Here is a 23,155-nt window from a genome sequence, read left to right as displayed (position 1 = left end):
ACGAGAAGGCGCCTTGCGAAGGCCGCCGGGAGATTCTGATGACGTTGAACGGCTCGACGTTCGAGAGCACGACGAGGGACCCTCACAACTTCCGCACCGCCTTGCAATCGAGCGTGCGGGCCGCGGCGGAGTGGCTGATCGAGCACCAGAGGCCGGATGGACACTGGGTGGGACGCGCGGAATCGAACGCCTGCATGGAAGCGCAGTGGTGCCTCGCGCTGTGGTTCATGGGGCTCGAAAATCACCCCTTACGCAAGCGCCTGGGGCAGTCGCTGCTCGATACGCAGCGGCCGGACGGCGCCTGGCAGGTCTATTATGGTGCGCCGAATGGCGACATCAACACCACGGTGGAGGCTTACGCCGCGCTGCGCTCGCTCGGCTATCGCGACGATGAACCTGCGCTCGTGCGCGCGCGCGAGTGGATCGCCGCGAAAGGCGGCCTGCGCAACATCCGCGTCTTCACGCGTTACTGGCTCGCCTTGCTCGGGGAATGGCCGTGGGAGAAGACGCCGAACATTCCGCCGGAGGTCATCTGGTTTCCGGTCTGGTTTCCGTTCTCGATCTACAATTTTGCGCAATGGGCGCGCGCAACCCTGATGCCGATCGCCCTGCTCTCGGCGCGCCGCCCGAGCCGTCCGCTGCCGCCTGAAAACCGGCTCGACGCGCTGTTCCCGGAAGGCCGCGACAAGTTCGACTACGAGCTGCCGATCAAGGCCGGCGCGGGCGGCTGGGACAAGTTCTTCCGCGGCGCTGACAAGGTGCTTCACGCGCTGCAGAACCTCGGCAACCGGCTGAACCTTGGGCTGTGGCGCGACGCGGCGGTCAGCCGCGTGATCGAATGGATGATCCGGCATCAGGACTACGACGGGGCCTGGGGCGGAATCCAGCCGCCCTGGATCTACGGGCTGATGGCGCTTTATGCGGAGGGCTATCCCGTCAACCATCCGGTCCTGGCCAAGGGGCTCGATGCGCTGAACGACCCCGGCTGGCGGGTCGACGTGGGCGATGCGACCTACATCCAGGCCACCAACAGTCCGGTCTGGGACACGATCCTGACGCTGCTCGCCTTCGACGATGCCGGCGTGATCGGTGATTATCCGCAAGCCGTCGAAAAGGCCGTGCAGTGGGTGCTGGACCGGCAGGTGCGCGTGCCCGGCGACTGGTCGGTGAAGCTTCCTCACGTCAAGCCGGGCGGCTGGGCCTTCGAATACGCCAACAACTACTATCCCGATGTCGACGACACCGCGGTGGCGCTGATCGCGCTGGCGCCGCTGCGTCATGATCCGAAATGGAAGGCCAGGGGCATCGAGGAAGCGATCCGGCTCGGCGTCGACTGGCTGGTCGGCATGCAGAGCAGAGGCGGCGGCTGGGGCGCTTTCGACAAGGACAACGACAAGAAGATCCTGACCAAGATCCCGTTCTGCGATTATGGCGAAGCGCTGGATCCGCCGTCGGTCGACGTCACCGCGCATGTCATCGAGGCGTTCGGCAAGCTCGGCATGTCGCGCCAGCATCCCACGATTGTTCGCGCGCTGGACTTCATCCGGCGTGAGCAGGAGCCTGACGGCCCCTGGTTCGGCCGCTGGGGCGTGAACTATGTCTACGGCACCGGCGCCGTGCTGCCCGCGCTCGCGGCGATCGGCGAGGACATGAGCCAACCCTTCATCGGCAAAGCCTGCGACTGGCTGGTCGCCCATCAGCAGGACAATGGCGGCTGGGGCGAGAGCTGCGCGTCCTACATGGATATCAAGGCGGTTGGCCGCGGCACCGCGACCGCGTCCCAAACGGCCTGGACGCTGATGGCGCTGCTCGCCGCCAATCGGCCCGGGGATCGCGAGGCGATCGAGCGCGGCTGCATGTTCCTGGTCGAACATCAGTCCGGCGGCACCTGGCACGAGCCGCAGTTCACCGGCACCGGCTTTCCCGGCTACGGCGTCGGCCAGACCATCAAGCTCACTGACCCCTCTTTGCCCGGTCGCCTGATGCAGGGCCCCGAGCTCTCGCGCGCCTTCATGCTGCGCTATGACATGTACAGGCACTACTTCCCGCTGATGGCGCTGGGCCGCGCGGTGCGGCCGCAGGCACATGGCAGGACAGCCGCGGCGGTAAAGGCAGATGCAGCCGTCGCTGCGGGTGAGTAGCTGGATCTGCCCCTCTCCCCGTTTTTCACGGGGACGCGACGAGCAAGCTCGCGCCGGAAGGTTGGGGTGAGGCGCCCTATCCACGAGCGCAACTCGCGGAGACTCCCCAGAGTCCCTCCCCGTGCGCGCGGGGCGAGGTGACACCCGCTCTCACGCCGCCTTGGCGTCGTCCAACAATCCACGCCGGCGCAAGAGCGCGTCGGCCTCCGGCTCCCGGCCGCGGAAGGCGACGTAGGCCGCTTCCGGATCGACCGAACCACCGCTGGAGTAGATGTCGTCGTGCAGGCGCTTGGCCACCGCCGGATCGAAGATGTTGCCGGCCTCCTCGAAGGCGCCGAAGGCATCGGCGTCCATCACCTCCGACCACATGTAGCTGTAATAGCCGGCCGCATAGTAGCCGCCGGAGAACAGGTGGCCGAACTGCTGCGGCCGGTGCCGCATCGCGATCTCCTCGGGCATGCCGATCTTTTCCAGCTCCGCGCGCTCGAAGGCGCGCACGTCCTGCACGCTCGAGGCCGGCTGGATGTGGAATTCGAGATCGATGAGCGCGGAGGAGACGAACTCCACGGTGGCAAAGCCCTGGTTGAACTTGCGCGCGGCCAGGAAGCGCTGCAGCAGGTCCTCCGGCAGCGGCTCGCCAGTCTGGTAGTGCCGGGCGAACTTCTGCAGCACCTGCGGCTGCTCCTGCCAGTGTTCGTAAAGCTGCGAAGGCAGCTCGACGAAATCGGTAAAGACACTGGTGCCCGATAGCGAGGGGTAGGTCACGTTGGACAGCATGCCGTGCAGCCCGTGGCCGAACTCGTGAAACAGCGTTCGCGCCTCGTCCGGCGACAGCAGCGAGGGCTGGCCGTCCGCTCCCTTGGCGAAGTTGCAGACATTGATGACCAGAGGCGCCACCTCGCCGTCCAGCTTCTGCTGGTCGCGCAGCGAGGTCATCCACGCGCCGGAGCGTTTTGAAGGCCTTGCAAAGTAGTCGCCGTAGAACAGTGCCTTGTGGCGGCCGCTCGCGTCCTTCACTTCCCAGACCCGCACGTCCGGATGCCAGACCGGAATGTCGTCGCGCTCGGTGAAGGTGATGCCGAACAGGCGGGTCGCGCAGTCGAAGGCGGCCTCGATCATGTTGTCGAGGGGCAGATAGGGCTTGATCGCCGCGTCGTCGAAATTGGCCTTGGCCTGCCTGAGCTTCTCGGCATAGTAGCGCCAGTCCCAGGCCGCGAGCTTGAAATTGCCGCCCTCTTTTTGGATCAAATCCTGCAGCTCGTCGCGGTCGGCAAGGGCGCGGGCCCGCGCCGGCTGCCAGACCCGCTCCAGCAGGCCGCGCACGGCCTCCGGCGTCTTGGCCATCGAATCCGCGAGGCGGTAGGCGGCGAAGGTCGGATAGCCGAGCAGCTTCGCGCTCTCCTCGCGTAAGCTGAGGATCTCCATGATGACGGCATTGTTGTCATTGGCGTTGCCGTTGTCGCCGCGGGCGATGAAGGCCTTGAACACCTTTTCACGCAGGTCGCGCCTCCCTGACGTCTGCAGGAACGGCTCGACCGAGGAGCGCGACAGCGTCACGATCGCCTTGCCGGGCATGCCTCGCTCCTCGGCGGCGGCCTTGGCGGCGGCAATGAAGGTGTCGGAGAGCCCCTCGCGATCGTCCTCGCCGAGCTCGAGGAACCATTCCTGCTCGTCCGCAAGCAGATGGTGGCTGAAGGTGGTGCCGAGCTGGGCGAGACGCTCGTTGATCTCGGCCATCCGCTTCTTGCCGTCCTCGGAAAGGCCCGCGCCGGCGCGCTGGAAGCGGGTGTAGGTGCGCTCGAGCAGCCGCATCTGCTCGCCCGTCAGCTTCAGGCTGTTGCGGTTGTCGTGCAGCATGGCGATGCGGCCGAACAGCACACCGTTCATCATGATCGGATTCCAGTGCCGCGCCATCCGCAAGGAGACCTCCTCGTCGAGCTTGAGGATCTCCGGATTGGAATGGGCCGAGACCAGGTCGTAGAACACGGCCGAGATCTTGTTGAGCAACTTACCGGAACGTTCCAGCGCCGTGATCGTATTGTCGAAGTCCGGGGTCGTCGGATCGTGGGTGATGGCGGCGATCTCGGCGGAATGATCGGTGAAGGCCTGCTCGAACGCCGGCAGGAAGTCCTCCGGCGTGATCTCATCGAACGGCGGCGTCTGATGCGGCGTCTCCCAGCCCTTCAAAAGCGGGTTGGTATGCGCTTGCGGAAGCATCGTCGTCTGCAGGATCTCTACCATCGGAATTATCCGTTTTGTCGCTTAAAACCTTGGGCCAAGTATAGCACGCGGTAGGGCTTTTTTGGGCCTTTTGCGCTTGATACAGCAGCACTTTTCGGAGAGATTGCCCCCCGAAAAAGCCAGGATGAAGCCATGAGTTCGCAGAGCCCCGAATCTACCTCCACCTCTCGCCGGATCGTCTGGACGAGCGTCGTTACTGTGATCAGCGCCGCGATCCTGATCAGCGCCGAAGTGTTCGGCGCCGCGTTCGCCGGCGGCTGGGCGCTCGCCATCCTGTTCGATCTCGGCGACACCGGCGCGCACATCTTGCAGGCGCTCTTGTTTGCCTTCGGCGTGTTCGTGATGATCGCGTTCGTCCGCAACGCCTCGCGCGTCGAACCGTTCACGCGCCGCGCGTAAGTTGTTCGATGCAAGAACGCCTTGTGCCATCGGCACAAGTGCGACGTCACTCTCTGGCAAAGGCTTGTAGCTCACGCGCAAAGACTTAACGCGCGTTCATCTTCGATGCTCACACGCGCGCGATCGCAAGTTCGCGTTAGGCAAATTTGTCCTCAGCCTAAAAATTTTCTTGCGAAGCAGAGTCAAAGAGCTTATCTCAACGCTTGCCCAATTTCGCACGTGCCTGTGGTCGTGTGTCAGTCGGTAGGTATCCGGACAAGAGGCCGGACAGCCGCCAAGGGATGAAGAACCGAGGGTCGCTCAAGACCGAGACTCAACCAAGACAACGTTGGGTCGAACGCGCGAGAGGCCAGCATCTCTCTCAAGGGATGCCGTTGAAGGTCACTTCCTCCCTTGCAACCGTGACTGGCAGCCGGAGGCGAACCGGCGCACCTCGTTCTCAACGGGGGACGCGACTTAAAGCAACGACGGAGCGGGCTTTTTTGGTCTCTACCGGCAGTCCAACGCCGGCGCGGGCTACTGAAAAGGCTTGTCCTTCATTGCCAGGTGAGCGGGCGGGAAAATTCCCAACCAATCCACGGCAGCACAATTCGGTCTGGGTCCTTTAGGCCCTGTCGCGCCTCCATCGCGTCGGCAGCGCCGAAGCATCCTTGTCCGAGAACATTTTGAACGGGCCTCGTCGCTTGAGGTCGTTTGGAGGGGTGCTATGACCGAACGCATCAGGGAATTCCTGCGCGATCGCCGCAACAAGGGCCTCGACACCGAGCCCTGTCTCGTCGTCGACCTCGAGGTCGTGCGCGACAACTATCTGAGCTTTGCCAAGGCGCTGCCGGACAGCCGCGTGTTCTACGCGGTGAAGGCCAATCCCGCGCCTGAGGTGCTGGCGCTGCTCGCCTCGATGGGCTCCTGCTTCGACACCGCGACGGTGGCCGAGATCGAGATGGCGCTGGCGGCAGGTGCGACGCCGGACCGCATCTCCTACGGCAACACCATCAAGAAGGAGCGCGACATCGCGCGCGCCTTCGCGCTCGGCATTCGGCTGTTCGCGGTCGACTGCGCCGCGGAGGTCGAGAAGGTCGCGCGCGCCGCTCCTGGCGCGCGGGTGTTCTGCCGCATCCTCTATGATTGCGCCGGCGCCGAATGGCCGCTGTCGCGCAAGTTCGGCTGCGACCCGGAGATGGCGGTCGAGGTGCTCGACATCGCCAAGCGGCTGGGTCTGGAGCCCTGCGGCATCTCCTTCCATGTCGGCTCGCAGCAGCGCAAGGTGAAGGCATGGGACCGCGCGCTGGCGATGGCCGCGACCGTGTTCCGCGACTGCGCCGAGCGCGGCATCAACCTGTCCATGGTCAACATGGGCGGAGGCTTCCCGACCAAGTACCTGAAGGATGTGCCGCCGGTCGTGCAGTATGGCCGGTCGATCTTCCGCGCGCTGCGCAAGCATTTCGGCAACCAGATCCCGGAGACGATCATCGAGCCGGGGCGCGGCATGGTCGGCAATGCCGGGGTCATCGAGTCCGAGGTCGTGCTCATCTCCAGGAAGAGCGACGAAGACGAGGTGCGCTGGGTGTACCTGGATATCGGCAAGTTCGGTGGGCTGGCCGAGACCATGGACGAGTCGATCCGCTACGCCATCCGCACCCCGCATGATGGGGCCGAGATGACGCCCTGCGTGCTCGCCGGGCCCACCTGCGACTCCGCGGACGTGCTCTACGAGAAGATTCCGTATCCGCTGCCGGTGACGCTGGAGATCGGCGACAAGGTGTTGATCGAGGGGACCGGGGCCTATACGTCGACCTATTCGTCGGTGGCCTTCAACGGCATCCCGCCGCTCAAGACGTACCACATCTGAGCGCGCCGACAGCCGATAGGCTTGGCGCAACCGGCGCCCTCCGCGGGGGCTGCTGGGACGAGAGAGCGGGAGCCGACGCGTCGGCTCCCTTCCAACAAACAGGTTTGCTGACGACGCTTGGGCTGCGTGGCTTTGCGCACGCAGCCAAGCGGGGACTGACGTGCCATGACCGACTTGCGGAACACCTCCGTTGCCCTCCCCTCGCAAGGCGCTCCGTTCGCGATCCGTGCGGAGCGTGCTTCCGACGTCGTCGCGCGTGAAGCGCTGCTGGATGCCTGCTTTGGTGAAGACCGCCATACGCGCACCTGTCAGCGCCTGCGCGACGGACGCGCGCCTGCCGAAGGCCTTGCCCTCTCGGCCGTGCGCGAGGGCAAGCTTGTGGGGACCGTGCGGTTGTGGCACGTCAGCGCCGGGGGCGTCCCGGCGCTCGTTCTCGGCCCGCTTGCGGTGGATCCTGATTGCCGCAAGCTTGGTGTCGGGGCCGCGCTGATGGCCCGCGCGCTTGCGGCGGCTCGTGCGCGCGGCCATCGCGCGGTCATCCTGCTGGGGGATGAGCCCTATTACGCCCGCTTCGGCTTCTCGACCGCGAAGACCGCCGAACTCATGCTGCCCGGCGCCTTCGAGCGCGAGCGCCTGCTCGGCCTCGAATTGCAGCAAGGCGCGCTGGACGGTGCCTGGGGCATGATCGTGCCAACCGGCGCAGCGGCCAAAGCCAGGATCAAGGCCGGGACGGCCCGTGCGAAGAAGACCGCGCGGCTGGTCCCGCACGCGGCCTGAGGTTCCGACCATGTCGTCCGCAAACCGGCCAACGCCGCGCCGGATCGAACCCTCGTTCGCGCGCAGCATCATCACCACGATCGTCTTGGTGATGGTCGCGGTCATGATCGTCAGGGACATTCTGGTCCGCCGCTGGGGTGGCGAAAGAGGCCCCCAGTCCGACGTGACACAGCGTTCGCGCTGAGATAGCCAAGCTTTTGCAAGCACGCGGGCCGATCCCGGCCGCGACAGAAACCCCAGCAAGCGGAGGTATTTGATGTCACGCCGTCTGATTTCGACCGGCTCCCCGTTTGAAAAGGCCGCCGGCTACAGCCGCGCGGTGGTCGACGGCGATTTCTGCTTTGTGGCCGGCACCACCGGCTACGACTACGCCACCATGACCATGCCTGCCGATGTCACAAGCCAGTCACGCAACTGCTTCAAGACCATCGAAGCCGCCTTGAAAGAAGCGGGCTTTTCGATGGGCGACATCGTCCGCGCGACCTACTACCTCACCGACGTCAAGGACGCCGATGCCCATTTCGCGGTCTGCGGCGAGTACTTGGGCGAGATCCGACCGGCCGCGACCCTGCTCGTCGTCGCCGCGCTTCTCAAGCCCGAGATGAAAGTCGAGATCGAAGTCACGGCCAAGCGCCGCTCTAACTGACCTGCCCTTCCCAAGCACATTTTCGGAGAAACGAAAGTCCATGAGCCCACCCCAGCAGATCCACGCCAAGATTTCCGGCCCCATCGTCATGATCGGCTTCGGCTCGATCGGCAAAGGCACGCTGCCCCTGATCGAACGGCACTTCGAGTACGACAAGTCGCGCTTCGTCATCATCGATCCGCATGAGGACGGCGAGCTCGCCAAAAAGCATGGCGTGCGCTTCATCAAGCAGGCGGTGACCCGCGACAATTATCGCGAGTTCCTGGTGCCGCTGCTCACGGAAGGCGGCGGACAGGGCTTCTGCGTGAACCTTTCGGTCGACACGTCCTCCGTCGATATCATGACGCTGTGCCGGGAGATCGGCGCGCTCTACATCGACACCGTCGTCGAGCCCTGGGCCGGCTTCTATTTCGACAAGAGCATGGGCGTGGAAAAGCGCTCCAACTACGCGCTGCGCGAGACGCTGCTGGAGGCGCGCCGCAAGAGCCCGGGCGGGCCGACCGCAGTCTCCACCTGCGGCGCCAATCCCGGCATGGTGTCCTGGTTCGTCAAGCAGGCGCTGCTCGATATCGCGCGCGACACCGGCGTTGAGACTAGCGAGCCGAAGAGCCGCGAAGGCTGGGGCCTGCTTGCGCAAAAGCTCGGGGTGAAGGGTATCCATATCGCCGAGCGCGACACCCAGCGTTCCAAGAAGCCGAAACCGATGAACGTGTTCGTCAACACATGGTCGGTGGAAGGCTTCGTCTCCGAGGGCATGCAGCCGGCCGAGCTAGGCTGGGGCACGCATGAGAACTGGATGCCGGAGAACGGCGCCACCCACGCCTATGGCTGCGGCGCGGCCATCTATCTGCAGCAGCCCGGCGCCAACACCCGCGTGCGCTCCTGGTGCCCAACGCCCGGCGCGCAATATGGCTTCCTGGTCACCCACAACGAGTCGATCTCGATCGCGGACTACTTCACGGTGCGCGACGGGCAGAAGGTGGTGTACCGGCCGACCTGCCACTACGCCTATCATCCCGCCAATGACGCGGTGCTGTCGCTGCACGAGATGTTCGGCGCCGCCGGCAAGATGCAGCCGAAGTGGCACATCCTGGACGAGAACGAGATCGAGGATGGTATCGACGAGCTCGGCGTGCTGCTCTACGGCCATGCCAAGAACGCCTATTGGTACGGCTCGCAGCTCTCGATCGAGGAGACGCGCCGCATCGCGCCTTACCAGAACGCCACGGGCCTTCAGGTCTCTTCCGCCGTGCTCGCCGGCATGGTGTGGGCGCTCGAAAACCCGAACGCCGGCATCGTCGAGGCGGACGAGATGGATTTCCACCGCTGCCTGCAGATCCAGCGGCCCTATCTCGGCCCCGTGAAAGGTTTTTACACCGACTGGACGCCGCTGACCGACCGGCCCGGCCTGTTCCCGGAGGACATCGACAGCAGCGATCCCTGGCAGTTCCGGAACGTGCTGGTGCGGTGACCCCGAAGGGGTCATCCCGGGATGCGCGCCAAAGGCGCGCAGACCCGGGATCTCGAGGTTTGGGGCACGAATTTCCGGGTTCGGTGCTTTCGCACCGCCCCGGAATGACGTCGCGCTACCTCGCCAGATAATCGAACGCGACCGTCCCAAGTCCGAGCGTCAGGTCCGCCTTGAAATGCAGCGCCGAGACCACCTCGCGCACGGGCAGGCGTGCGACGTCGGCCAGCGCGTGCGGAAACAGGCCGAGCGCGGCGGGGCCGGTCCAGGCTTCCTTCAACGTAATGTCCTCGAGATGGTAGCGCACGAGCTCGCAGACCCGCGCGCTGCCGTCGACATGGGGCACGATCTTCAAAATGAAGTTCGGCACCTTCATTCCCTTCAGCACCGTCTCGTGATCCACCGCATGGTGCTTGTAGCCCATGGTGCCGGAGGCGCAGAGCACCGAGCCGTAATGCAGCGTGCCGACCAGCACGTCGCTCTCGACCTCGACCTTGGGCCGCGCCAGCTTCTTCGGAAAACCCCAGAGCTCGCGTCCGCCCGCGATCGGGCCCTCGTCGTCCAGATACATCGAGTGGACATAGACGCCCTCCTCGCCCTTGAAGCGTACCGGGATCACCTGCCCGGTCTCGGTGTAATCGCCGAAACCGGTGGAGTCGGGCATGCGGATGAACTCGTAATTGACCAGCGGCTTTGCGAGCTCGAGCGGCTCCGGCACCACAGCGGCAAGCGCTTCCGCGTCGTGCGGTAGGTAATGACGAAATATTCCCGGTTGAAGAAGCGATAGGGTCCCGGCGGAAACGACGGGTTGGTGAGCGGCATGGAATAGGCGTTGCGCCTGATGTCCTCGATTTTCATGAGCTTACCCCTGTCAACCGCGATGCGCGGATTATGGATGGGTCGCGCGGACGGCGCGAGGCTTTAAAAGCGGCAAATGGCAGGGAACATATTTGCAAGGCCGCGTAACGCCGTGATGTCGGGCATCATCACTTCCGAGGCGCGCCGATCACTCTCCTGTCATCATCTGTCATCATCCGCTTTTCGCGCCATCACCCGCGAAAGCGGTGATCCAGTATTCCAGAGGCGCTTGAGCGTGAGCCGAGATGCCGCGGCGTACTGGATACCCCGCATACGTGGGGTATAACGACTGGGCTGAGATGGTGCGTTCTAAGCGCTGTCCCGGCTAGCGAAGCGCTACTTCGCCTTCTCTGACGGATTGATTGGCGGCGCCACCTTTTCCGCCGGCGCTGGCGGCAGCACGGGCTTGGCGCCTTCCTTCTGTGCCTGCGTATCGGGGCGCGCGGGCTCGGGCGCCGGCGTCGTGGGCCGTGTGCCCCCGGGCTTTGGCTCGGCAGGCTTGCTGCTCTGCTCAGGCGCGGGCGTGCCTTGCAACGGCGGCGTGCCCGGCGTGCTCTCAGCGAACTGTAGGGGGCCGCGCGCCACGATTTCAGCAAGCGAGAGGCCCGACATCACCACTCCCGCCACAACCAGGGCGGCGGCAAGGGCCAGATGTCGATTGATCTCGCGTTTCCGCTCGTCTGTTGGCATCGCGCTCGACCTGCAAGAGGATCCGGCGAGACCAACGACCGGTGGAGGCCAATGTTCCGCACTGAAACTGGACGGAACCTAAGGCGCGATGAGATTGGGTTGAAGCGTCATCGCGCTTTAGCTCCTTGATTGAGCGTGATCTTTTCGGAAAACCGCTACACACTCTTCCGGATCATGCTCAGAGCTCCAGCAGGCCGCCATTGCCTTCTTCGTCGGCGAAAGCGAGCCACGTGCCGTTAGCGTTCCATGCGAGTGCCGAGACGGCCGGCGTGCCGTTCCTGCGCACCAGGATTTCCGCGCCGTCTTCCAGCCGCACCATCAGGATGGTGCCGTCGCTGTAGCCGGCCGCAAGCACCCCATCCCTTGGATGACAGGCGACGGCGGCGACCCGCGCCTGCAAGGGCGCGAGCATCGCGGGCCCTTTGCCCATCGGGCCGTCCTTGCCGGCGAACGGCCACACGATGACGGTGTCGGCGCCCGACGTCGCCAGGAGCTTGCCGTCCGCGCTCCACGACATCGATTTGACGCGCGCCGGATAGCCGGTCATGCGCATGTGGCGGTTGTCCGCAAGGCGCCAGCCATGCAGCGCCGGCTCATGCATCGCGGTGACCAGAAACTTGTTGTCCGGACTGAAGGTGACGGCGAGATGTGATCCCGCCCAGGCCAGGAATTCCGGTGTCGCCGCCATGTTGGGAAACCACAGCGTGGCGCCGCCGTAATGGGCGATCGCGAGCCGAAGCCCCTTCGGTGCAAAGGCGAGCCCGCCGACGGTCGAGGGCACCTCCAACGATTTCTCTTCGCCCTTGGGGCTGCGAATGAACGCCGTCTTGCCCGCCGACCACGCGATCGTGCCATCGGCATGCAGCGCGACATTGTCGATCCAGCGCCGCTTGGGATCGGTCGCCAGCGTTGCAACCTCGCCCTTGGCATCGAGAGCAACCACCTTGCCGTCATCGCCGCCCATGACGATACGCTCGCCGTCAGAAGCGGCGCTCAGGATTCCGCCGCCATGGACCGCGACCTTGGCGATCTCGCCCTGCCGGTCCACCAGCGCGACATTCTCCTCGCCGCACACGAACGCCGCGCGGTCGCCGAGGAAATGGAGCGATGTGACGGGTGCGCCGATCGCGACCGGGTGGACCCGCTCGGTGACCGACGCAATGGAGGCCTGGTCCGCGCTCATCACGAGGCGATGCAGGCTTCGAAGCCTTCGCGAATGGCCTTTTCCGGCAATTCGCGACCGATGAAGACGAGGCGGCTCTCGCGCTTCTCGCCCTCCTTCCACTTCTGCTGGTGATCACCCTCCAGCATCATGTGCACGCCCTGAAAGACGTAGCGGTCGTCATCGCCCTTGAACGAAAGGATCCCCTTCGAGCGCAGGATTTTTTGTCCCTCGAGCTGAACCAGCTTCTGCAGCCAGGGCATGAACACCGTCGGATCGAGCGGCTTGTCGGTGCGAAGCGACAAGGACTGCATTTCCTCGTCGTGATAGTGCTTCAGGCCGTGGTCGTGATCGTGATGGTGATGATGGTGATCATGGCCGTCATGGTGGTGATGATCATGGTCGTGATCATGATCATCGGCCTCCAGGAAATCCGGCTCGAGGTCGAGGATGCGGTCGAGGTCGAAGGCACCGCGCTCCAGCACGTCCGAGAGCGCGACCTTGCAGCGCTCGGTGCGGTGCAATTTTGCATAAGGATTGATGCCGCGGATGCGCGCCTCGACCTCGGCGAGCTCTGGCTTGGTCACGAGGTCGGTCTTGTTGAGCACGATCACATCGGCAAAGGCGATCTGGTTCTTGGCCTCGGGCGCGTCCTTCAACCGGTCGGACAGCCATTTGGCGTCGGCCACGGTGACCACCGCATCCAGCCGTGCGTTGCTCTGGACGTCCTCGTCGACGAAGAAGGTCTGCGCCACCGGTGCCGGATCGGCAAGGCCCGTGGTCTCGACGATGATGGCGTCGAACTTGCCACGGCGCTTCATCAACCCGCCCATGATGCGCACGAGATCGCCGCGCACGGTGCAGCAGATGCAGCCATTGTTCATCTCGAACACTTCCTCATCGGCGCCGATGATGAGGTCGTTGTCGATACCGATCTCGCCGAATTCGTTGACGATGACGGCGTATTTCTTGCCGTGGTTTTCCGACAGGATGCGGTTGAGCAGCGTGGTCTTGCCGGCGCCGAGATAGCCGGTCAGCACGGTCACGGGGATCTTTTCTGACGTCGTTTCAGACATACTTGCGAAAACCTCAGACTGTCCTAGGGAACTGAGCATTGCGGCGCCGCCGACGGCAGGGAAGCCCCCGCCCCTCAAGGGGCAAGCGCGCTGGTCAGGGCCTTTATATTGTGCCTGACCAGGGCAATGTAAGTGGGAACAGGGCCGTTTTCATCGGTCAAACTGTCGGAATAGAGGGTCCCGCCGATCTTGGCCCCGGTCTCCTGCGAGATCCGCCGCATCAGCCGGTCGTCACTGATATTCTCCAGGAAGACGGCGGGGATTTTATCCTTTCTAACCTGGGCGATGATGGTGGCGATATCGCGCGCGCTCGGCTCGGATTCGGTGGAGACGCCGAGCGGCGCGACGAACGCGATGCCGTAGTCCCTGGAGAAGTAGGCGAAGGCGTCATGGGTGGAGATCACCTTGCGCCGCTCGGGCGGGATCTTGTCGATGGCCGCGCGCACCTCGCTGTCGAGCCCGTCGAGCTCGGCGAGATAGGCTTGCGCATGTGTACGAAAATAATCGGCGTCCGCGGCGTCGGCCTCAACCAGCGCATCGCGGATGTTTTCGACATAGGTCTTGGCGTTTTGGACGGATTGCCAGGCATGCGGATCGGCTTGCGAGCCCAGCTTGAGCGGGCTGATGTCCTCCGTCGCCGTGACGATAGCCGCCTTGCTGCCGGGCGATTGCAGGAGCCGCGGCAGCCAACCCTCCAGGCCGAGCCCGTTGACGATGACGAGCCGCGCATCGGCGACCTTCTTCGCGTCCGTAGGCGCCGGCGTATAGACATGGACGTCGCCATTGGCGCCGACCAATGTCGTCACGTCGACGCGGTCGCCGCCGACATTGCGGACGAAGTCGGCAAGAATCGAAAAACTCGCCACGACCTTGAGGTGCTCTTGCGCGCGCAATGGGGCTGCGCTGAACACGACCACCATCGCCGCCAACCAAATGCACAAACGCCGCATCACGCCTCCAAATGACGGCCGGGAAACAGTTGCCGCAGTAGCCCGCCGACAGTGCCGAACAGCACCGAGGCAACATAGAGCCCCGCCGCCACCAGAATGATGGCCGGCCCCGAGGGCAGCCGGGTCTGGAACGACAGCACCAGCCCGACATAGCCTGATATCAGCGCGCTGATAACCGCGATACAGATCAGGCCGGTAATATCGCGCGCCCAGAACCGCGCGATGCCCGCGGGCAGAATCATCAGGCCGACCGCAAGCAGGGTGCCGAGCGCCTGAAAGCCGTTGACGAGATTGATGACGACCAGCGCCAGAAACAACAGATGCGCCGGCGCGCCGGCCCGGCTCACCGTTCGCAGGAACAGGGGATCGACGCTCTCGATCACCAGGGGACGGTAGATCACCGCCAGCACGATCAGCGTGATCGTTGCATTGGCCGCGATCACCAGCAGCGTCTGGTCGTCCATCGCGAGAATGTTGCCGAACAGCACGTGCAGGAGATCGATATTGGAGCCCTTGATGGAAACGATGCTGACGCCGAGCGCGAGCGAGGCGAGATAGAAGGTCGCAAGCGAGGCGTCCTCCTTGAGCCCGGTCGTCCGCGACACCAGTCCGGCGAGGATCGCGACCGTAAAGCCGGCGATCAGCCCGCCGGTGGTCATCGCGAACAGATTGAGGCCGGACAGCAGAAAACCGATCGCGGCTCCAGGGAGGATCGCATGCGCCATGGCGTCGCCGACCAGGCTCATCCGCCGCAGCATCAGGAATACGCCGATGGGGGCGCCGGCAAGCGACAGCGCGATGGTCGCCGCAAGCGCGCGGCGCATGAACTCGAACTCGGTAAACGGCGCGACCAGCGCGGCATAAACCGACACGTCAGGCCGCCCGCGGCTGTGAATCGGCGGCGCAGGCGGCCGCCCGTTCGTCGAACGCTTCGCACATGTGCCGCGCCTGCAGCAGGTTTTCGGCCGTCAGCACCTCTGAGGTCGCGCCCCAGGCGACAGGCTCGCGCGCGAGCAAAAGCGTTTGTGGAAAATGCGCCCGCACCAAGTCCATGTCGTGGAGCGCCGCGATCACCGTGCGTCCCTCGCCATGCCAGCGCTTGCATAGCGCGAGCAAATCGGCCGAGGTCCTGGCATCGACGGCATTGAAGGGCTCGTCCAGCACGATCAGCGGCGAATCCTGCAACAGCACACGTGCGAACAGCATGCGCTGCATCTGCCCGCCGGAGAGGGTGCCGATGGTGCGGTTCTCGAAACCCGTGAGACCGACGGCCGCGAGCGCCTGCGCGATCTTCTCGCGCCCCCCCTTTCCGATGCCGCCGAAAAAGCCGGTGACGCGCCACAGCCCGGTACCCACGAAATCGAACACCGAAATCGGAAAGCTGCGGTCGATTTCCGCGACCTGCGGCAAATAGGCGATGTCGCGCACATGAAGGCCGGACAGCGAGATCGATCCCGACAGCGGTTTGAGAACGCCGACAACCCCACGAAACAGCGTCGACTTGCCGGCGCCGTTGGGGCCGACCACCGCAAGCAGCGCGCCGGAGCCGACGTCACCGCTGAGATGGTGCACTGCCGGGTGGCGGTCATAGCCAAGCGTAACGTCGCGGAAGGTCAGCAGCGCCGGCATGCTCACCTCATCGCCGCCCAGACCACCGCCCACAGGGCGGCAATGACGACCAGCGCCGCGGCAAGCCGCGTGGGCACGGCCATGCGCAGGATCGACCAGGGCGCGGCCTGCGCAGGATGCGGCGATGCCGGCCCATGGGCGTGGCCATGCATATGCCCGTGATCATGCCGGTGGCTGTGGAACTCGTCGGCGGGAACCATGAGGTAATGTTATATTATAACACCACCCCTGTCCATCACGATCCCATTTCTCGTAAGGACTCACGGTCTTGCCAAACGCCGGAGCGATGCAGGACCTGCGCGAGCATCCAAACAAAGGGGAGACCGGTTGATGCCGAGCCCAGCCGGTCATTCCGGGCGCCTCCAACGGGTCCGCGCGAAGCGCGGCCCGATGACAGGCTCCGAGGCGAACCCGGAATCTCGAGATTCTCAGATGTGCAATTGCACATCAGAGTTCGATGCTTTCGCATCGCCCCGGAATGACCAAGACCGATGATCAAGCCTTCTCGAACAGCTCGTCGACGTAGTCCCAGTTCACGAGGTGATCCAGGAACGCCTTCAGATAGTCGGGCCGGCGGTTGCGATAGTCGATGTAGTAGGAATGCTCCCAGACGTCGCAGCCGAGGATCGGGGTGGCGCCATGCACCAGCGGGTTCTCGCCATTGGGCGTCTTGGAGATTTCGAGCTTGCCGTTCTTGACCTGCAGCCAGCACCAGCCGGAGCCGAATTGGGCAACGCCGGCGGCGGCGAAGTCGGTCTTGAACTTCTCGAACCCGCCGAGGTCCTCGTTGATCTTCTTCTCGAGGCGGGCGGGCAATTTGCTGCCGCCGCCATTCGGCTTCATCCACTTCCAGAAGTGGATGTGATTGAAATGCTGGCCGGCATTGTTGAAGACGGCAGCGTTCTTGCCATACGACCCTTTCACGATCTCTTCGAGGGATTTACCTTCGAATTCGGTCCCCTTGATCGCGTTGTTGCCGTTGGTGACATAGGCCTGATGATGCTTGTCGTGGTGGTACTCCAGCGTTTCCTTCGACATGTGGGGCCCAAGGGCGTCATAGGCATAAGGCAGGGGGGGAAGCGTAAAGGTCATGGGTGATGTCCAACATAGTGGGGGACTGGTTCTAACGGGACCTCTTATAGAAGGTTCCAGCGGGGTAAAACACCGCAATTTCGAACATCCCAAATTCGAAAATCGCGGGCAGGCGCGGCTCACCGCCGTCGAGAAAATTGATGGTATGTCGGATAATCGTCTGCCCGATAACCGACAAGGAGCTGCCGGCCCGATCCGGCGCCCCGGTCCTCGCCAAGATTTGCACGCGATATGAGCATCGAAATCGACATTGTGAACGGGGACGCCTCGTGGAAGGACGCAAAGCCGCTGTTCGACGCAGTGTGGCCGCCGCACGTCGTTGCGACGCTGCCCTGGGCAGGCATTGTCTTCGCCCATGCCGAGCTTCGGGTATTGGTCAGAGATGAATTGGATGACGTCATCTGCCATGTCGGCGTCCATCGTCGCGACGTGACCTGGAATGGGCGCAAGCTGCGCGCCGGCGGCATCGGCGGGGTCTTGACCCGGGAAGACCAGCGCGGCCGCGGCTATGCGACGATCGCGCTGAACGCGGCGATCCGTACCCTGAAGGACGAAGCCTCCACAGATTTCGCGATGCTGTTCTGCGAACCGAAGAACGTGCCGTTCTACGCGGCGCGCGGCTGGACGCCGTTTGAGGGCGAGATCTTTGCCGAGCAGCCAAGCGGGCGGATTCGTTTCACCGCGATCGCGCCGTACGTCTACGATCTCCGCCGCAAGCTTCGGCAAGGCACGATCGATCTTTGCGGGCTGCCCTGGTGAGACGAACCGAACACAATGCATACCAGCAATGCTGGGGCAAAAGACCGCAGGGCAACAAGCGCCTGACATCGCGGCGCTGACGCTCATCGCTGCGCAGACGAACCCATTGCACGAATCCAATTTATTGCTATTCAGTCCTGCTTTTTTCAGGGGGAGCTTCATGGTTTGCAGAGCGGCCGTCATCGGCATGGTTTTCGCGGGTCTGTTCGCCGCCGGCGCCGCTTACGGGCAGGCTCTCGAGCCAAGCGGCGTCTGGCTGACGCAGGCGGGCGACGCCAAGGTGCGGGTCAGCAAGTGCGGCGAAGGAATCTGCGGAGTCATCGTCTGGCTGCGCGAGCCCGTCGATTCCACGACCGGAAAACCTGCCACCGACAGCAAGAATCCCAATCCCTCGCTCGCCAAGCGGCCGATGATCGGGCTGCCGCTGTTTTCCGACATGGAGCCGTCCGGCGCCAATCGCTGGGCCGGCCAGATCTACAATGCCGATGACGGCAATATGTATGCGAGCCATGTCTCGATGACGGGGCCCGATTCGCTGAACGTCGAAGGCTGCGTCGGCGCGCTCTGCGGCGGCGAGACCTGGACCCGGGCGCGCTGAACGAAAGCAGCCGTCGAGCCAGCCGAATCGAGAGGGCGCGCGCCCAACCTCCGGCATCATTGCTGTGCATGTTGATCGGCGGGTGCGCCAGAGCAGTGAACTGTCGCTGCATCCGCGGAAACTGATTCGACCAAAAGCCCGTCCTTTTTTGGCTCGGCCTCACATCGCCATCGCCTTCAGCGCCGTCGCGGCGGACGCATAACCGCCACGCGCGCCGTCGATGAAATGCACATGGTCGCTGCGCGTGACCTTGCGCGTGAAGCAGGTCATCATGGCCGCATCCTGCCGGTGCAGGCCGTAACGCACGATGCCTTGCGCGGCCGCCGCGGCGAGACGCTGCGCCAGAGCGGCTGCCAGGTCTTCCGTGCAATCGATGACCATGCGCAGCCCGTCGTCATATTTGCGGAAGTCGGAATTTTCCACCACCTGCTGCATATAGAGCTTCGGCACGAAGCCGCCGATCTTGATCCCAAAGCGGAGCACGGCATAGACGAACAGCGTACGCGCGAGGGCGAGCGCACGCCGCCTAGCAAGCGAGCCGCCGCGCCAGGCGCGCGCCTCGTAGTCAAGGCCCGCCGGTGGCCAGCGCAACGCCGGGCCACCCGCCGGCACCGGCCGCCCCGCTTGCGGGCTGCGTTCAACGACCTTGAGAATATCCTCGATCATCGTGCGGAAGGCGGCCGGATCGGCGTCGCGCGCCGGCACGACCAGCACCGACAGAATGAGACCACGCGAGGTCGGAATTTCCTCGAACCGGCATGACAGGCCCGACAGGTCGGGCTGACTGCCCGGCGGCGCAGGCGTCACCGCAAACTCGCCGCGCTTCATCGCCGCTTCCGCGAAAGCGAGCCCGCCGCCGGAAAACATCGCATAGGACAAATTCGGCGACGGCCCGAACCGGGCGACGCGCACATCGAGTCCCAAACCGCGGACGGCGCTGAGCGGGACCAGCGCGATGCGCATCTCAAGGCCAAGGTCCTCCTTCACCCACGTCGCTGTCGCAGCCAGCGCCTGCCGCGCGAGCGGCAGATCGGCCGGCGCCACGGCAAAGCTTGCGCCATCGCCGCCGAACACGAAGGGGAATTCGCGGCCCTCCAGCGCGTTGGTCACCGCCGCGATCACGGCGGCGCCTGCCATGTTCACCGCCTTGTAGCGCTTGGCCGCAATCGCCTGGGTCGAATTGACGATATCGGCAACGCCAACCGTCCAGTCGTCAGGTAACGGCGAATACAAGGACGGCTCCATCAGCCGCTCAAAGCCGCGAAACACTGGAATAGCGCCATAGAAGCTGTCGCTGCCGCCTGGGGTCATGGGATTGGCGCAATGCTGGGGCACGATTATCAGCAGATACGTGCGGGTCCTGAATTGGTTTCAGTCAAGTGCCGTTGCCCCGGGACGACGGCCGCCGCATCGGGAAAGCCCCGGCCTCTCGATCATCTCCATTTACCATTGCTATATTTGAAAGGAAGATAGCGCGAGACACGTTGTTCGGTCCTCGATCCCCTTCGGCAAGGCCCATGGCAGATTCCGCTTCCACCGCTTCCGCGACAGATCAGGTCTCGGCGCACGCGCTGCAGATTGGCGACCGCATCAATACCGCCGGTTTCGAGGGACAACTTCTGTCCACCGCGCCCTTGGCCGTGCGGGTCGGCTCGAATGGCTTCGCCGTGGTGTTTCGCTACGGTGTCGTGGTGTTCGTCGGACTCACCGCCGATCAGGAAGCGGAGTTTCTGGGCAAGCTGGAAACGCGCACCTTCGGCAAGATCGCGCCATATGAAGACGAGTGGGCGAAAATTCAGGTGGCCAAGGAGGGCGACGAGCCAATTCCCGTCGGCGGCCCGATCCTGGTGCGGGAATTGTCGGTGGAGCGGCTGCTGGTGGTTGCCGATGCGCTGGCCAAGAGCGTCGTGCTGGCGCGCGACGAAAGGCAGGTTGCCAATGTGTTCGACACCATAGAACCCTTTGCGCGCGAGCTCGGACGTGAGGGGCGCACATCGCGAAACCGCGGGGACCTGCTCAAGCTTCTGGGCAACGCCCTTCTCGTCCAGCACCGGCTCTCCGGCCGCGTCGCCGTGAGCGACAAGCCCGACGTGCTGTGGGATCGTCCTGACCTCGAACGCCTCTATGCGCGGCTGGAGGACGAATATGAGCTCAGCGAGCGCGCCGAGACCATGAACCGCAAGCTCGAGGTGATCGCCGATACCGCGACCACGCTCTCCGACATCATCGATACCAAGCGCGCGCTGCGGCTGGAAATGATCGTCGTGTTTCTGATTGCGTTCGAGATCCTGATCACGTTCTACGAGATCTATACGCGGCATTGACCGGCCTGGTCATTCCGGGGCGATGCGCAGCATCGAACCCGGAATCTCGAGATTCCGGGTTCGGTCCTTTGGACCGCCCCGGAATGACGGCTCGTACGACCGCAGCGCCCGGCGCCCTACTCCATCGCGCTCACATTCCAGGTCGCGTGACTGACGCCCGCTATCCTTGAAAGATCGGCGATGATGGCGTCGAGTTCGTCCGGCTCGGCCGCGAGGGTGACCAGCTCGGCGGCCACCTCGACATTCTCATCGGAGCGATACACGACCTTGGTTTCCCTGATCGGGTAGCTTGCCGCCTCCAGCCTCTTGCCCAGCGCTTCCCGTATCTCGGGCGCACGCTCGGAATTGGTCGTCACAATGATTTCATAATTGGCTTCCGACGACTTTTCATGCAGCGGGATGCGATCGATCGCGTTCACCAGCGGGCGCAGCAGCGTGTTGCCGGCCAACACGAAAACGGTGAGCGCGGCGGACTGCGCCAGCATGTCCGCGCCCGCACAAGCCCCCACCGCGGCGCAGGCCCACAAGGTCGCCGCCGTGTTGAGACCGCGAATGTTGGCGCCTTCCTTCATGATCGCGCCGGCGCCCAGGAATCCGATGCCGGAGACGACGTAGGCGATCACCCGCACGCTGCCCTCGGCGCCGGTCAGGCGATTGCCAAGATCGACAAAGGCGGCGGCGCCGACGCAGACAAGCACGTTGGTCCGCAGTCCGGCGCTCCTCTGCCGGTACTGGCGCTCGGCACCGATCAGCGTACCGAATACGAAGGCACCCAGCAGGCTCACCAAGGTGTCGAAAAAATCGTAAAGCTGAAAGGTCTTGATGAATTGCACCCGCCACCTCGATCGGCCCGCTTCCGCGCTTGCGCATAATATGGTTGGCGCGGCAGGACAAGATCGCGCGTCGTCTTTGATCAGTGTCAAATGCGGCAGGCGTGAAAACACATACCGTGGACACGAAGGGAGACCGGCGCCTCGCCGTCGGATGTCGGGTGTGGCCAAATCAAGCAAGAGCAAGACCGATACAAGTCATGCTGTGCGCGCGGGCCACGACGCCACGAGCGCGGTCAGATTATCCCAAAGGCTCACCGCAGCGATCGACGCCTGGGCGGAGGCCCACCAGACCGTGCGCGCGGAAGCCATCCGTCAATTGGTGGAGCTGGGGCTGAAGGTCGCGCCGGTTGCGGGTTACGGTCGACATCGCAACTCCAGCGAGATCGAGGCGTTTGCGGTCAAGCAGATCACCGAGCTCCTGGATCCCTCGCTGCCGCCGGATGAACGCGAGCGACGCATCCGCAGGCTCATCGACGGGCCGCCGGAGTTTTGCGGCGAACGTGTCGACCTGCCGAAGCGCAGGACATGAATTTCGGCAACCTTCAGGCGTGCAAACGCCGCGCCACGTCTTGCTTCTTCTGCCCCGGTTCGTGAACGCCGATCAGCCGCAAGAATCCTTGCGGATGCATATCATGGCTGTGCGCAGCCATGGTGCCCTGTTGCGTCATCGGACCGCATTGGGATCCGGAATTGGCGAGCCCAGGTTTCTTCTGCTGACGTTCGGCGGGCGCCGAGCCCATGTATGACGAACCTGAACGCGAAGTGACCATGGTCAGCTCCCTCGTCAGAAAGGGCAGATCGATTGACGTAAGGCTGGAACCGATCTCGTGACCAAACATAGCACCAAATGCGCACGGGATGAATTGATTCCAATCAGTCGAAAACCTTGGCAGGCGCAGGGAGCGTGCAGCGAGCCTACGCAAGCCAACTGCGACGCGCGGCCATAGCGCATCCCTAACGATCAATCTCGCTCATGCGGCCGTCCTCGGCAAAACCGGCACGAATGACCTCCTCGCGCTTGTGACGAAGATGCGTATGCAGGATGTGAGCGAGCCCGAATCCGTCGCGCCGCTTCAGCATGTTGAGGATGGCATCGTGCTCCTGCATCGCCAGCGCCCAGCGCTCCGGCGTCATCGGCGTGACATAGCGTGCGCGGCGGATGCGCGCGGTCACCGACTCGTAGAGCCCCGATAGCACCGGATTGTCCGCGGCTGCGACGATCGCTTCATGGATGAGACGGTTGCAGCGATAATAGCCCGCGAGGTCGCCCTCGCGATGATGTTGCGCCATCTCGATATGGGCGGCTTCGATCGTGGCGACTTGCGCATCGCCGATGCGTTCGCAGGCGAGTTCGCCGGCAAGCGCCTCCAGACCCTGGCAGACCTCGAACAAATCGCGCAGGTCCTTATCCGTGAGCTTTGCCGCGCGCGCGCCGCGGTTGGGCAGGAGCTGCACCAGGCCGTCGACCGCCAGCACCTTCAGCGCCTCCCGCAGCGGCGTACGCGAGATCTGCAGCTTGTCGCAGAGCTCGCGCTCGGGAATGCGCGCCCCCGGCGGAATCTCTCCCTCAAGCAGCATCGCGCGGATGGCGCCGACGACCTCAGTGTGCAGCATGATACCTTAGCCAATTTTGCATTCAAAATAGCCGGTATTAGCCAAAATA

Annotated in this window: 24 protein-coding genes and 1 pseudogene; 11 read left to right on the top strand and 14 right to left on the bottom strand. The window is 64.1% G+C overall.

The features are described 5' to 3' along the window. Nucleotides 1–38: 38 nt before the first annotated feature. The gene (gene shc, locus F758_RS0101280; protein ID WP_024506140.1) at nucleotides 39–2,141 is read left to right on the top strand and encodes a squalene--hopene cyclase; all 2,103 of its coding nucleotides are present in this window, start codon (nucleotides 39–41) and stop codon (nucleotides 2,139–2,141) included. A gap of 150 nt (nucleotides 2,142–2,291) precedes the next feature. Here the strand turns inward: shc and F758_RS0101275 are convergent, their stop codons facing one another. Then, nucleotides 2,292–4,382, bottom strand: a complete 2,091-nt coding sequence (locus F758_RS0101275; protein WP_024506139.1) for a M3 family metallopeptidase — start codon at nucleotides 4,380–4,382, stop codon at nucleotides 2,292–2,294. Between the two features lie 132 nt (nucleotides 4,383–4,514). On the opposite strand from F758_RS0101275, the gene F758_RS0101270 reads away from it, so the two are divergent. The 6 genes from F758_RS0101270 to F758_RS0101245 all read left to right on the top strand — a co-directional run bounded on the left by F758_RS0101270 (nucleotide 4,515) and on the right by F758_RS0101245 (nucleotide 9,524). Further along, the gene (locus tag F758_RS0101270) at nucleotides 4,515–4,781 is read left to right on the top strand and encodes a hypothetical protein (RefSeq protein WP_024506138.1); all 267 of its coding nucleotides are present in this window, start codon (nucleotides 4,515–4,517) and stop codon (nucleotides 4,779–4,781) included. 706 nt (nucleotides 4,782–5,487) lie between these two features. Next, a complete protein-coding gene (locus F758_RS0101265; RefSeq protein WP_024506137.1) occupies nucleotides 5,488–6,630 on the top strand; it encodes a type III PLP-dependent enzyme in 1,143 nt (380 codons plus the stop codon). Nucleotides 6,631–6,795: 165 nt separating this feature from the next. After that, nucleotides 6,796–7,407: a GNAT family N-acetyltransferase gene (locus F758_RS0101260; protein WP_024506136.1), complete on the top strand. Its 612-nt coding sequence runs from the start codon at nucleotides 6,796–6,798 to the stop codon at nucleotides 7,405–7,407. Nucleotides 7,408–7,417: 10 nt separating this feature from the next. After that, complete coding sequence (locus F758_RS50655; protein ID WP_198026388.1) at nucleotides 7,418–7,591, top strand: hypothetical protein; 174 nt, start codon at nucleotides 7,418–7,420, stop codon at nucleotides 7,589–7,591. A gap of 72 nt (nucleotides 7,592–7,663) precedes the next feature. After that, nucleotides 7,664–8,053 (top strand): RidA family protein, encoded by a 390-nt coding sequence (locus F758_RS0101250; protein ID WP_024506135.1) that lies wholly within the window; start codon nucleotides 7,664–7,666, stop codon nucleotides 8,051–8,053. A 40-nt stretch (nucleotides 8,054–8,093) separates the two neighbouring features. Continuing rightward, nucleotides 8,094–9,524 (top strand): homospermidine synthase, encoded by a 1,431-nt coding sequence (locus F758_RS0101245; protein ID WP_024506134.1) that lies wholly within the window; start codon nucleotides 8,094–8,096, stop codon nucleotides 9,522–9,524. Nucleotides 9,525–9,639: 115 nt separating this feature from the next. On the opposite strand, the pseudogene F758_RS43120 reads toward F758_RS0101245, so the two are convergent. The 9 genes and pseudogenes from F758_RS43120 to F758_RS0101200 form a co-directional block, all read right to left on the bottom strand. After that, nucleotides 9,640–10,379 (bottom strand): annotated as a pseudogene (locus F758_RS43120) (acetoacetate decarboxylase). 336 nt (nucleotides 10,380–10,715) lie between these two features. Then, entirely contained in the window at nucleotides 10,716–11,069 is a 354-nt protein-coding gene (locus tag F758_RS0101235; protein WP_024506133.1) for a hypothetical protein, read from the bottom strand. Between the two features lie 178 nt (nucleotides 11,070–11,247). Next, nucleotides 11,248–12,252, bottom strand: a complete 1,005-nt coding sequence (locus F758_RS0101230) for a WD40 repeat domain-containing protein (RefSeq protein ID WP_035720407.1) — start codon at nucleotides 12,250–12,252, stop codon at nucleotides 11,248–11,250. Beyond that, nucleotides 12,252–13,307: a CobW family GTP-binding protein gene (locus tag F758_RS0101225; RefSeq protein WP_024506131.1), complete on the bottom strand. Its 1,056-nt coding sequence runs from the start codon at nucleotides 13,305–13,307 to the stop codon at nucleotides 12,252–12,254. The genes F758_RS0101230 and F758_RS0101225 overlap by 1 nt, the downstream gene beginning before the upstream one ends. A gap of 74 nt (nucleotides 13,308–13,381) precedes the next feature. Further along, nucleotides 13,382–14,257: a metal ABC transporter substrate-binding protein gene (locus F758_RS0101220; RefSeq protein ID WP_024506130.1), complete on the bottom strand. Its 876-nt coding sequence runs from the start codon at nucleotides 14,255–14,257 to the stop codon at nucleotides 13,382–13,384. Further along, nucleotides 14,257–15,081: a metal ABC transporter permease gene (locus F758_RS0101215; RefSeq protein WP_051386623.1), complete on the bottom strand. Its 825-nt coding sequence runs from the start codon at nucleotides 15,079–15,081 to the stop codon at nucleotides 14,257–14,259. The genes F758_RS0101220 and F758_RS0101215 overlap by 1 nt, the downstream gene beginning before the upstream one ends. Before the next feature lie 49 nt (nucleotides 15,082–15,130). Further along, nucleotides 15,131–15,886: a metal ABC transporter ATP-binding protein gene (locus tag F758_RS0101210; RefSeq protein ID WP_024506128.1), complete on the bottom strand. Its 756-nt coding sequence runs from the start codon at nucleotides 15,884–15,886 to the stop codon at nucleotides 15,131–15,133. A 2-nt stretch (nucleotides 15,887–15,888) separates the two neighbouring features. Continuing rightward, nucleotides 15,889–16,038, bottom strand: coding sequence for a hypothetical protein (locus tag F758_RS0101205; protein ID WP_245286389.1), 150 nt, complete (start codon nucleotides 16,036–16,038; stop codon nucleotides 15,889–15,891). Nucleotides 16,039–16,381: 343 nt separating this feature from the next. Continuing rightward, on the bottom strand, nucleotides 16,382–16,978 hold the full coding sequence (locus F758_RS0101200; protein ID WP_024506126.1) for a superoxide dismutase: 597 nt from the start codon (nucleotides 16,976–16,978) through the stop codon (nucleotides 16,382–16,384). A gap of 231 nt (nucleotides 16,979–17,209) precedes the next feature. On the opposite strand from F758_RS0101200, the gene F758_RS0101190 reads away from it, so the two are divergent. Beyond that, the gene (locus F758_RS0101190) at nucleotides 17,210–17,737 is read left to right on the top strand and encodes a GNAT family N-acetyltransferase (protein WP_024506124.1); all 528 of its coding nucleotides are present in this window, start codon (nucleotides 17,210–17,212) and stop codon (nucleotides 17,735–17,737) included. Between the two features lie 160 nt (nucleotides 17,738–17,897). Continuing rightward, nucleotides 17,898–18,335: a DUF2147 domain-containing protein gene (locus F758_RS0101185; RefSeq protein ID WP_024506123.1), complete on the top strand. Its 438-nt coding sequence runs from the start codon at nucleotides 17,898–17,900 to the stop codon at nucleotides 18,333–18,335. A 159-nt stretch (nucleotides 18,336–18,494) separates the two neighbouring features. On the opposite strand, the gene F758_RS0101180 is transcribed toward F758_RS0101185, so the two are convergent. After that, nucleotides 18,495–19,646, bottom strand: a complete 1,152-nt coding sequence (locus F758_RS0101180; RefSeq protein ID WP_024506122.1) for a DUF3095 domain-containing protein — start codon at nucleotides 19,644–19,646, stop codon at nucleotides 18,495–18,497. 206 nt (nucleotides 19,647–19,852) lie between these two features. Between F758_RS0101180 and F758_RS0101175 the strand changes: the two genes are divergently transcribed. Continuing rightward, nucleotides 19,853–20,659, top strand: coding sequence for an RMD1 family protein (locus F758_RS0101175; protein WP_024506121.1), 807 nt, complete (start codon nucleotides 19,853–19,855; stop codon nucleotides 20,657–20,659). 116 nt (nucleotides 20,660–20,775) lie between these two features. On the opposite strand, the gene F758_RS0101170 is transcribed toward F758_RS0101175, so the two are convergent. Then, nucleotides 20,776–21,492 carry an MgtC/SapB family protein gene (locus F758_RS0101170; protein WP_024506120.1) on the bottom strand — a complete coding sequence of 239 codons (717 nt, stop codon included), beginning with the start codon at nucleotides 21,490–21,492 and terminating at the stop codon, nucleotides 20,776–20,778. Nucleotides 21,493–21,643: 151 nt separating this feature from the next. Between F758_RS0101170 and F758_RS0101165 the strand changes: the two genes are divergently transcribed. After that, the gene (locus F758_RS0101165; RefSeq protein WP_024506119.1) at nucleotides 21,644–22,021 is read left to right on the top strand and encodes a hypothetical protein; all 378 of its coding nucleotides are present in this window, start codon (nucleotides 21,644–21,646) and stop codon (nucleotides 22,019–22,021) included. A gap of 13 nt (nucleotides 22,022–22,034) precedes the next feature. Here the strand turns inward: F758_RS0101165 and F758_RS0101160 are convergent, their stop codons facing one another. Together F758_RS0101160 and F758_RS0101155 are read right to left on the bottom strand one after the other, a co-directional pair. Beyond that, nucleotides 22,035–22,262, bottom strand: coding sequence for a hypothetical protein (locus F758_RS0101160; protein ID WP_157449810.1), 228 nt, complete (start codon nucleotides 22,260–22,262; stop codon nucleotides 22,035–22,037). Nucleotides 22,263–22,446: 184 nt separating this feature from the next. Beyond that, a complete protein-coding gene (locus F758_RS0101155; RefSeq protein ID WP_024506117.1) occupies nucleotides 22,447–23,106 on the bottom strand; it encodes a GntR family transcriptional regulator in 660 nt (219 codons plus the stop codon). Between the last annotated feature and the right edge of the window lie 49 nt (nucleotides 23,107–23,155).

The organism is Bradyrhizobium sp. ARR65 (genome assembly GCF_000472385.1).
Taxonomy (GTDB): domain Bacteria; phylum Pseudomonadota; class Alphaproteobacteria; order Rhizobiales; family Xanthobacteraceae; genus Bradyrhizobium.
The sequence above is the reverse complement of the archived record's forward strand: the minus strand, read 5'-3'. Positions and strand labels throughout refer to the sequence as shown.

What these genes read in the sequence shown, in the direction of transcription:
- F758_RS0101175 (WP_024506121.1), top strand. Translation starts at nt 19,853, where the DNA reads ATGGCAGATTCCGCTTCCACCGCTTCCGCGACAGATCAGGTCTCGGCG.
- F758_RS0101165 (WP_024506119.1), top strand. Translation starts at nt 21,644, where the DNA reads ATGTCGGGTGTGGCCAAATCAAGCAAGAGCAAGACCGATACAAGTCAT.
- F758_RS0101230 (WP_035720407.1), bottom strand. Translation starts at nt 12,252, where the DNA reads ATGAGCGCGGACCAGGCCTCCATTGCGTCGGTCACCGAGCGGGTCCAC.
- F758_RS0101270 (WP_024506138.1), top strand. Translation starts at nt 4,515, where the DNA reads ATGAGTTCGCAGAGCCCCGAATCTACCTCCACCTCTCGCCGGATCGTC.
- F758_RS0101210 (WP_024506128.1), bottom strand. Translation starts at nt 15,886, where the DNA reads ATGCCGGCGCTGCTGACCTTCCGCGACGTTACGCTTGGCTATGACCGC.
- F758_RS0101200 (WP_024506126.1), bottom strand. Translation starts at nt 16,978, where the DNA reads ATGACCTTTACGCTTCCCCCCCTGCCTTATGCCTATGACGCCCTTGGG.
- F758_RS0101275 (WP_024506139.1), bottom strand. Translation starts at nt 4,382, where the DNA reads ATGGTAGAGATCCTGCAGACGACGATGCTTCCGCAAGCGCATACCAAC.
- F758_RS0101205 (WP_245286389.1), bottom strand. Translation starts at nt 16,038, where the DNA reads ATGCATGGCCACGCCCATGGGCCGGCATCGCCGCATCCTGCGCAGGCC.
- F758_RS0101155 (WP_024506117.1), bottom strand. Translation starts at nt 23,106, where the DNA reads ATGCTGCACACTGAGGTCGTCGGCGCCATCCGCGCGATGCTGCTTGAG.
- shc (WP_024506140.1), top strand. Translation starts at nt 39, where the DNA reads ATGACGTTGAACGGCTCGACGTTCGAGAGCACGACGAGGGACCCTCAC.
- F758_RS0101250 (WP_024506135.1), top strand. Translation starts at nt 7,664, where the DNA reads ATGTCACGCCGTCTGATTTCGACCGGCTCCCCGTTTGAAAAGGCCGCC.
- F758_RS0101215 (WP_051386623.1), bottom strand. Translation starts at nt 15,081, where the DNA reads ATGCGCCGCGCGCTTGCGGCGACCATCGCGCTGTCGCTTGCCGGCGCC.
- F758_RS0101260 (WP_024506136.1), top strand. Translation starts at nt 6,796, where the DNA reads ATGACCGACTTGCGGAACACCTCCGTTGCCCTCCCCTCGCAAGGCGCT.
- F758_RS0101265 (WP_024506137.1), top strand. Translation starts at nt 5,488, where the DNA reads ATGACCGAACGCATCAGGGAATTCCTGCGCGATCGCCGCAACAAGGGC.
- F758_RS0101235 (WP_024506133.1), bottom strand. Translation starts at nt 11,069, where the DNA reads ATGCCAACAGACGAGCGGAAACGCGAGATCAATCGACATCTGGCCCTT.
- F758_RS0101190 (WP_024506124.1), top strand. Translation starts at nt 17,210, where the DNA reads ATGAGCATCGAAATCGACATTGTGAACGGGGACGCCTCGTGGAAGGAC.
- F758_RS0101180 (WP_024506122.1), bottom strand. Translation starts at nt 19,646, where the DNA reads ATGACCCCAGGCGGCAGCGACAGCTTCTATGGCGCTATTCCAGTGTTT.
- F758_RS0101220 (WP_024506130.1), bottom strand. Translation starts at nt 14,257, where the DNA reads ATGCGGCGTTTGTGCATTTGGTTGGCGGCGATGGTGGTCGTGTTCAGC.
- F758_RS50655 (WP_198026388.1), top strand. Translation starts at nt 7,418, where the DNA reads ATGTCGTCCGCAAACCGGCCAACGCCGCGCCGGATCGAACCCTCGTTC.
- F758_RS0101185 (WP_024506123.1), top strand. Translation starts at nt 17,898, where the DNA reads ATGGTTTGCAGAGCGGCCGTCATCGGCATGGTTTTCGCGGGTCTGTTC.
- F758_RS0101160 (WP_157449810.1), bottom strand. Translation starts at nt 22,262, where the DNA reads ATGGTCACTTCGCGTTCAGGTTCGTCATACATGGGCTCGGCGCCCGCC.
- F758_RS0101225 (WP_024506131.1), bottom strand. Translation starts at nt 13,307, where the DNA reads ATGTCTGAAACGACGTCAGAAAAGATCCCCGTGACCGTGCTGACCGGC.
- F758_RS0101245 (WP_024506134.1), top strand. Translation starts at nt 8,094, where the DNA reads ATGAGCCCACCCCAGCAGATCCACGCCAAGATTTCCGGCCCCATCGTC.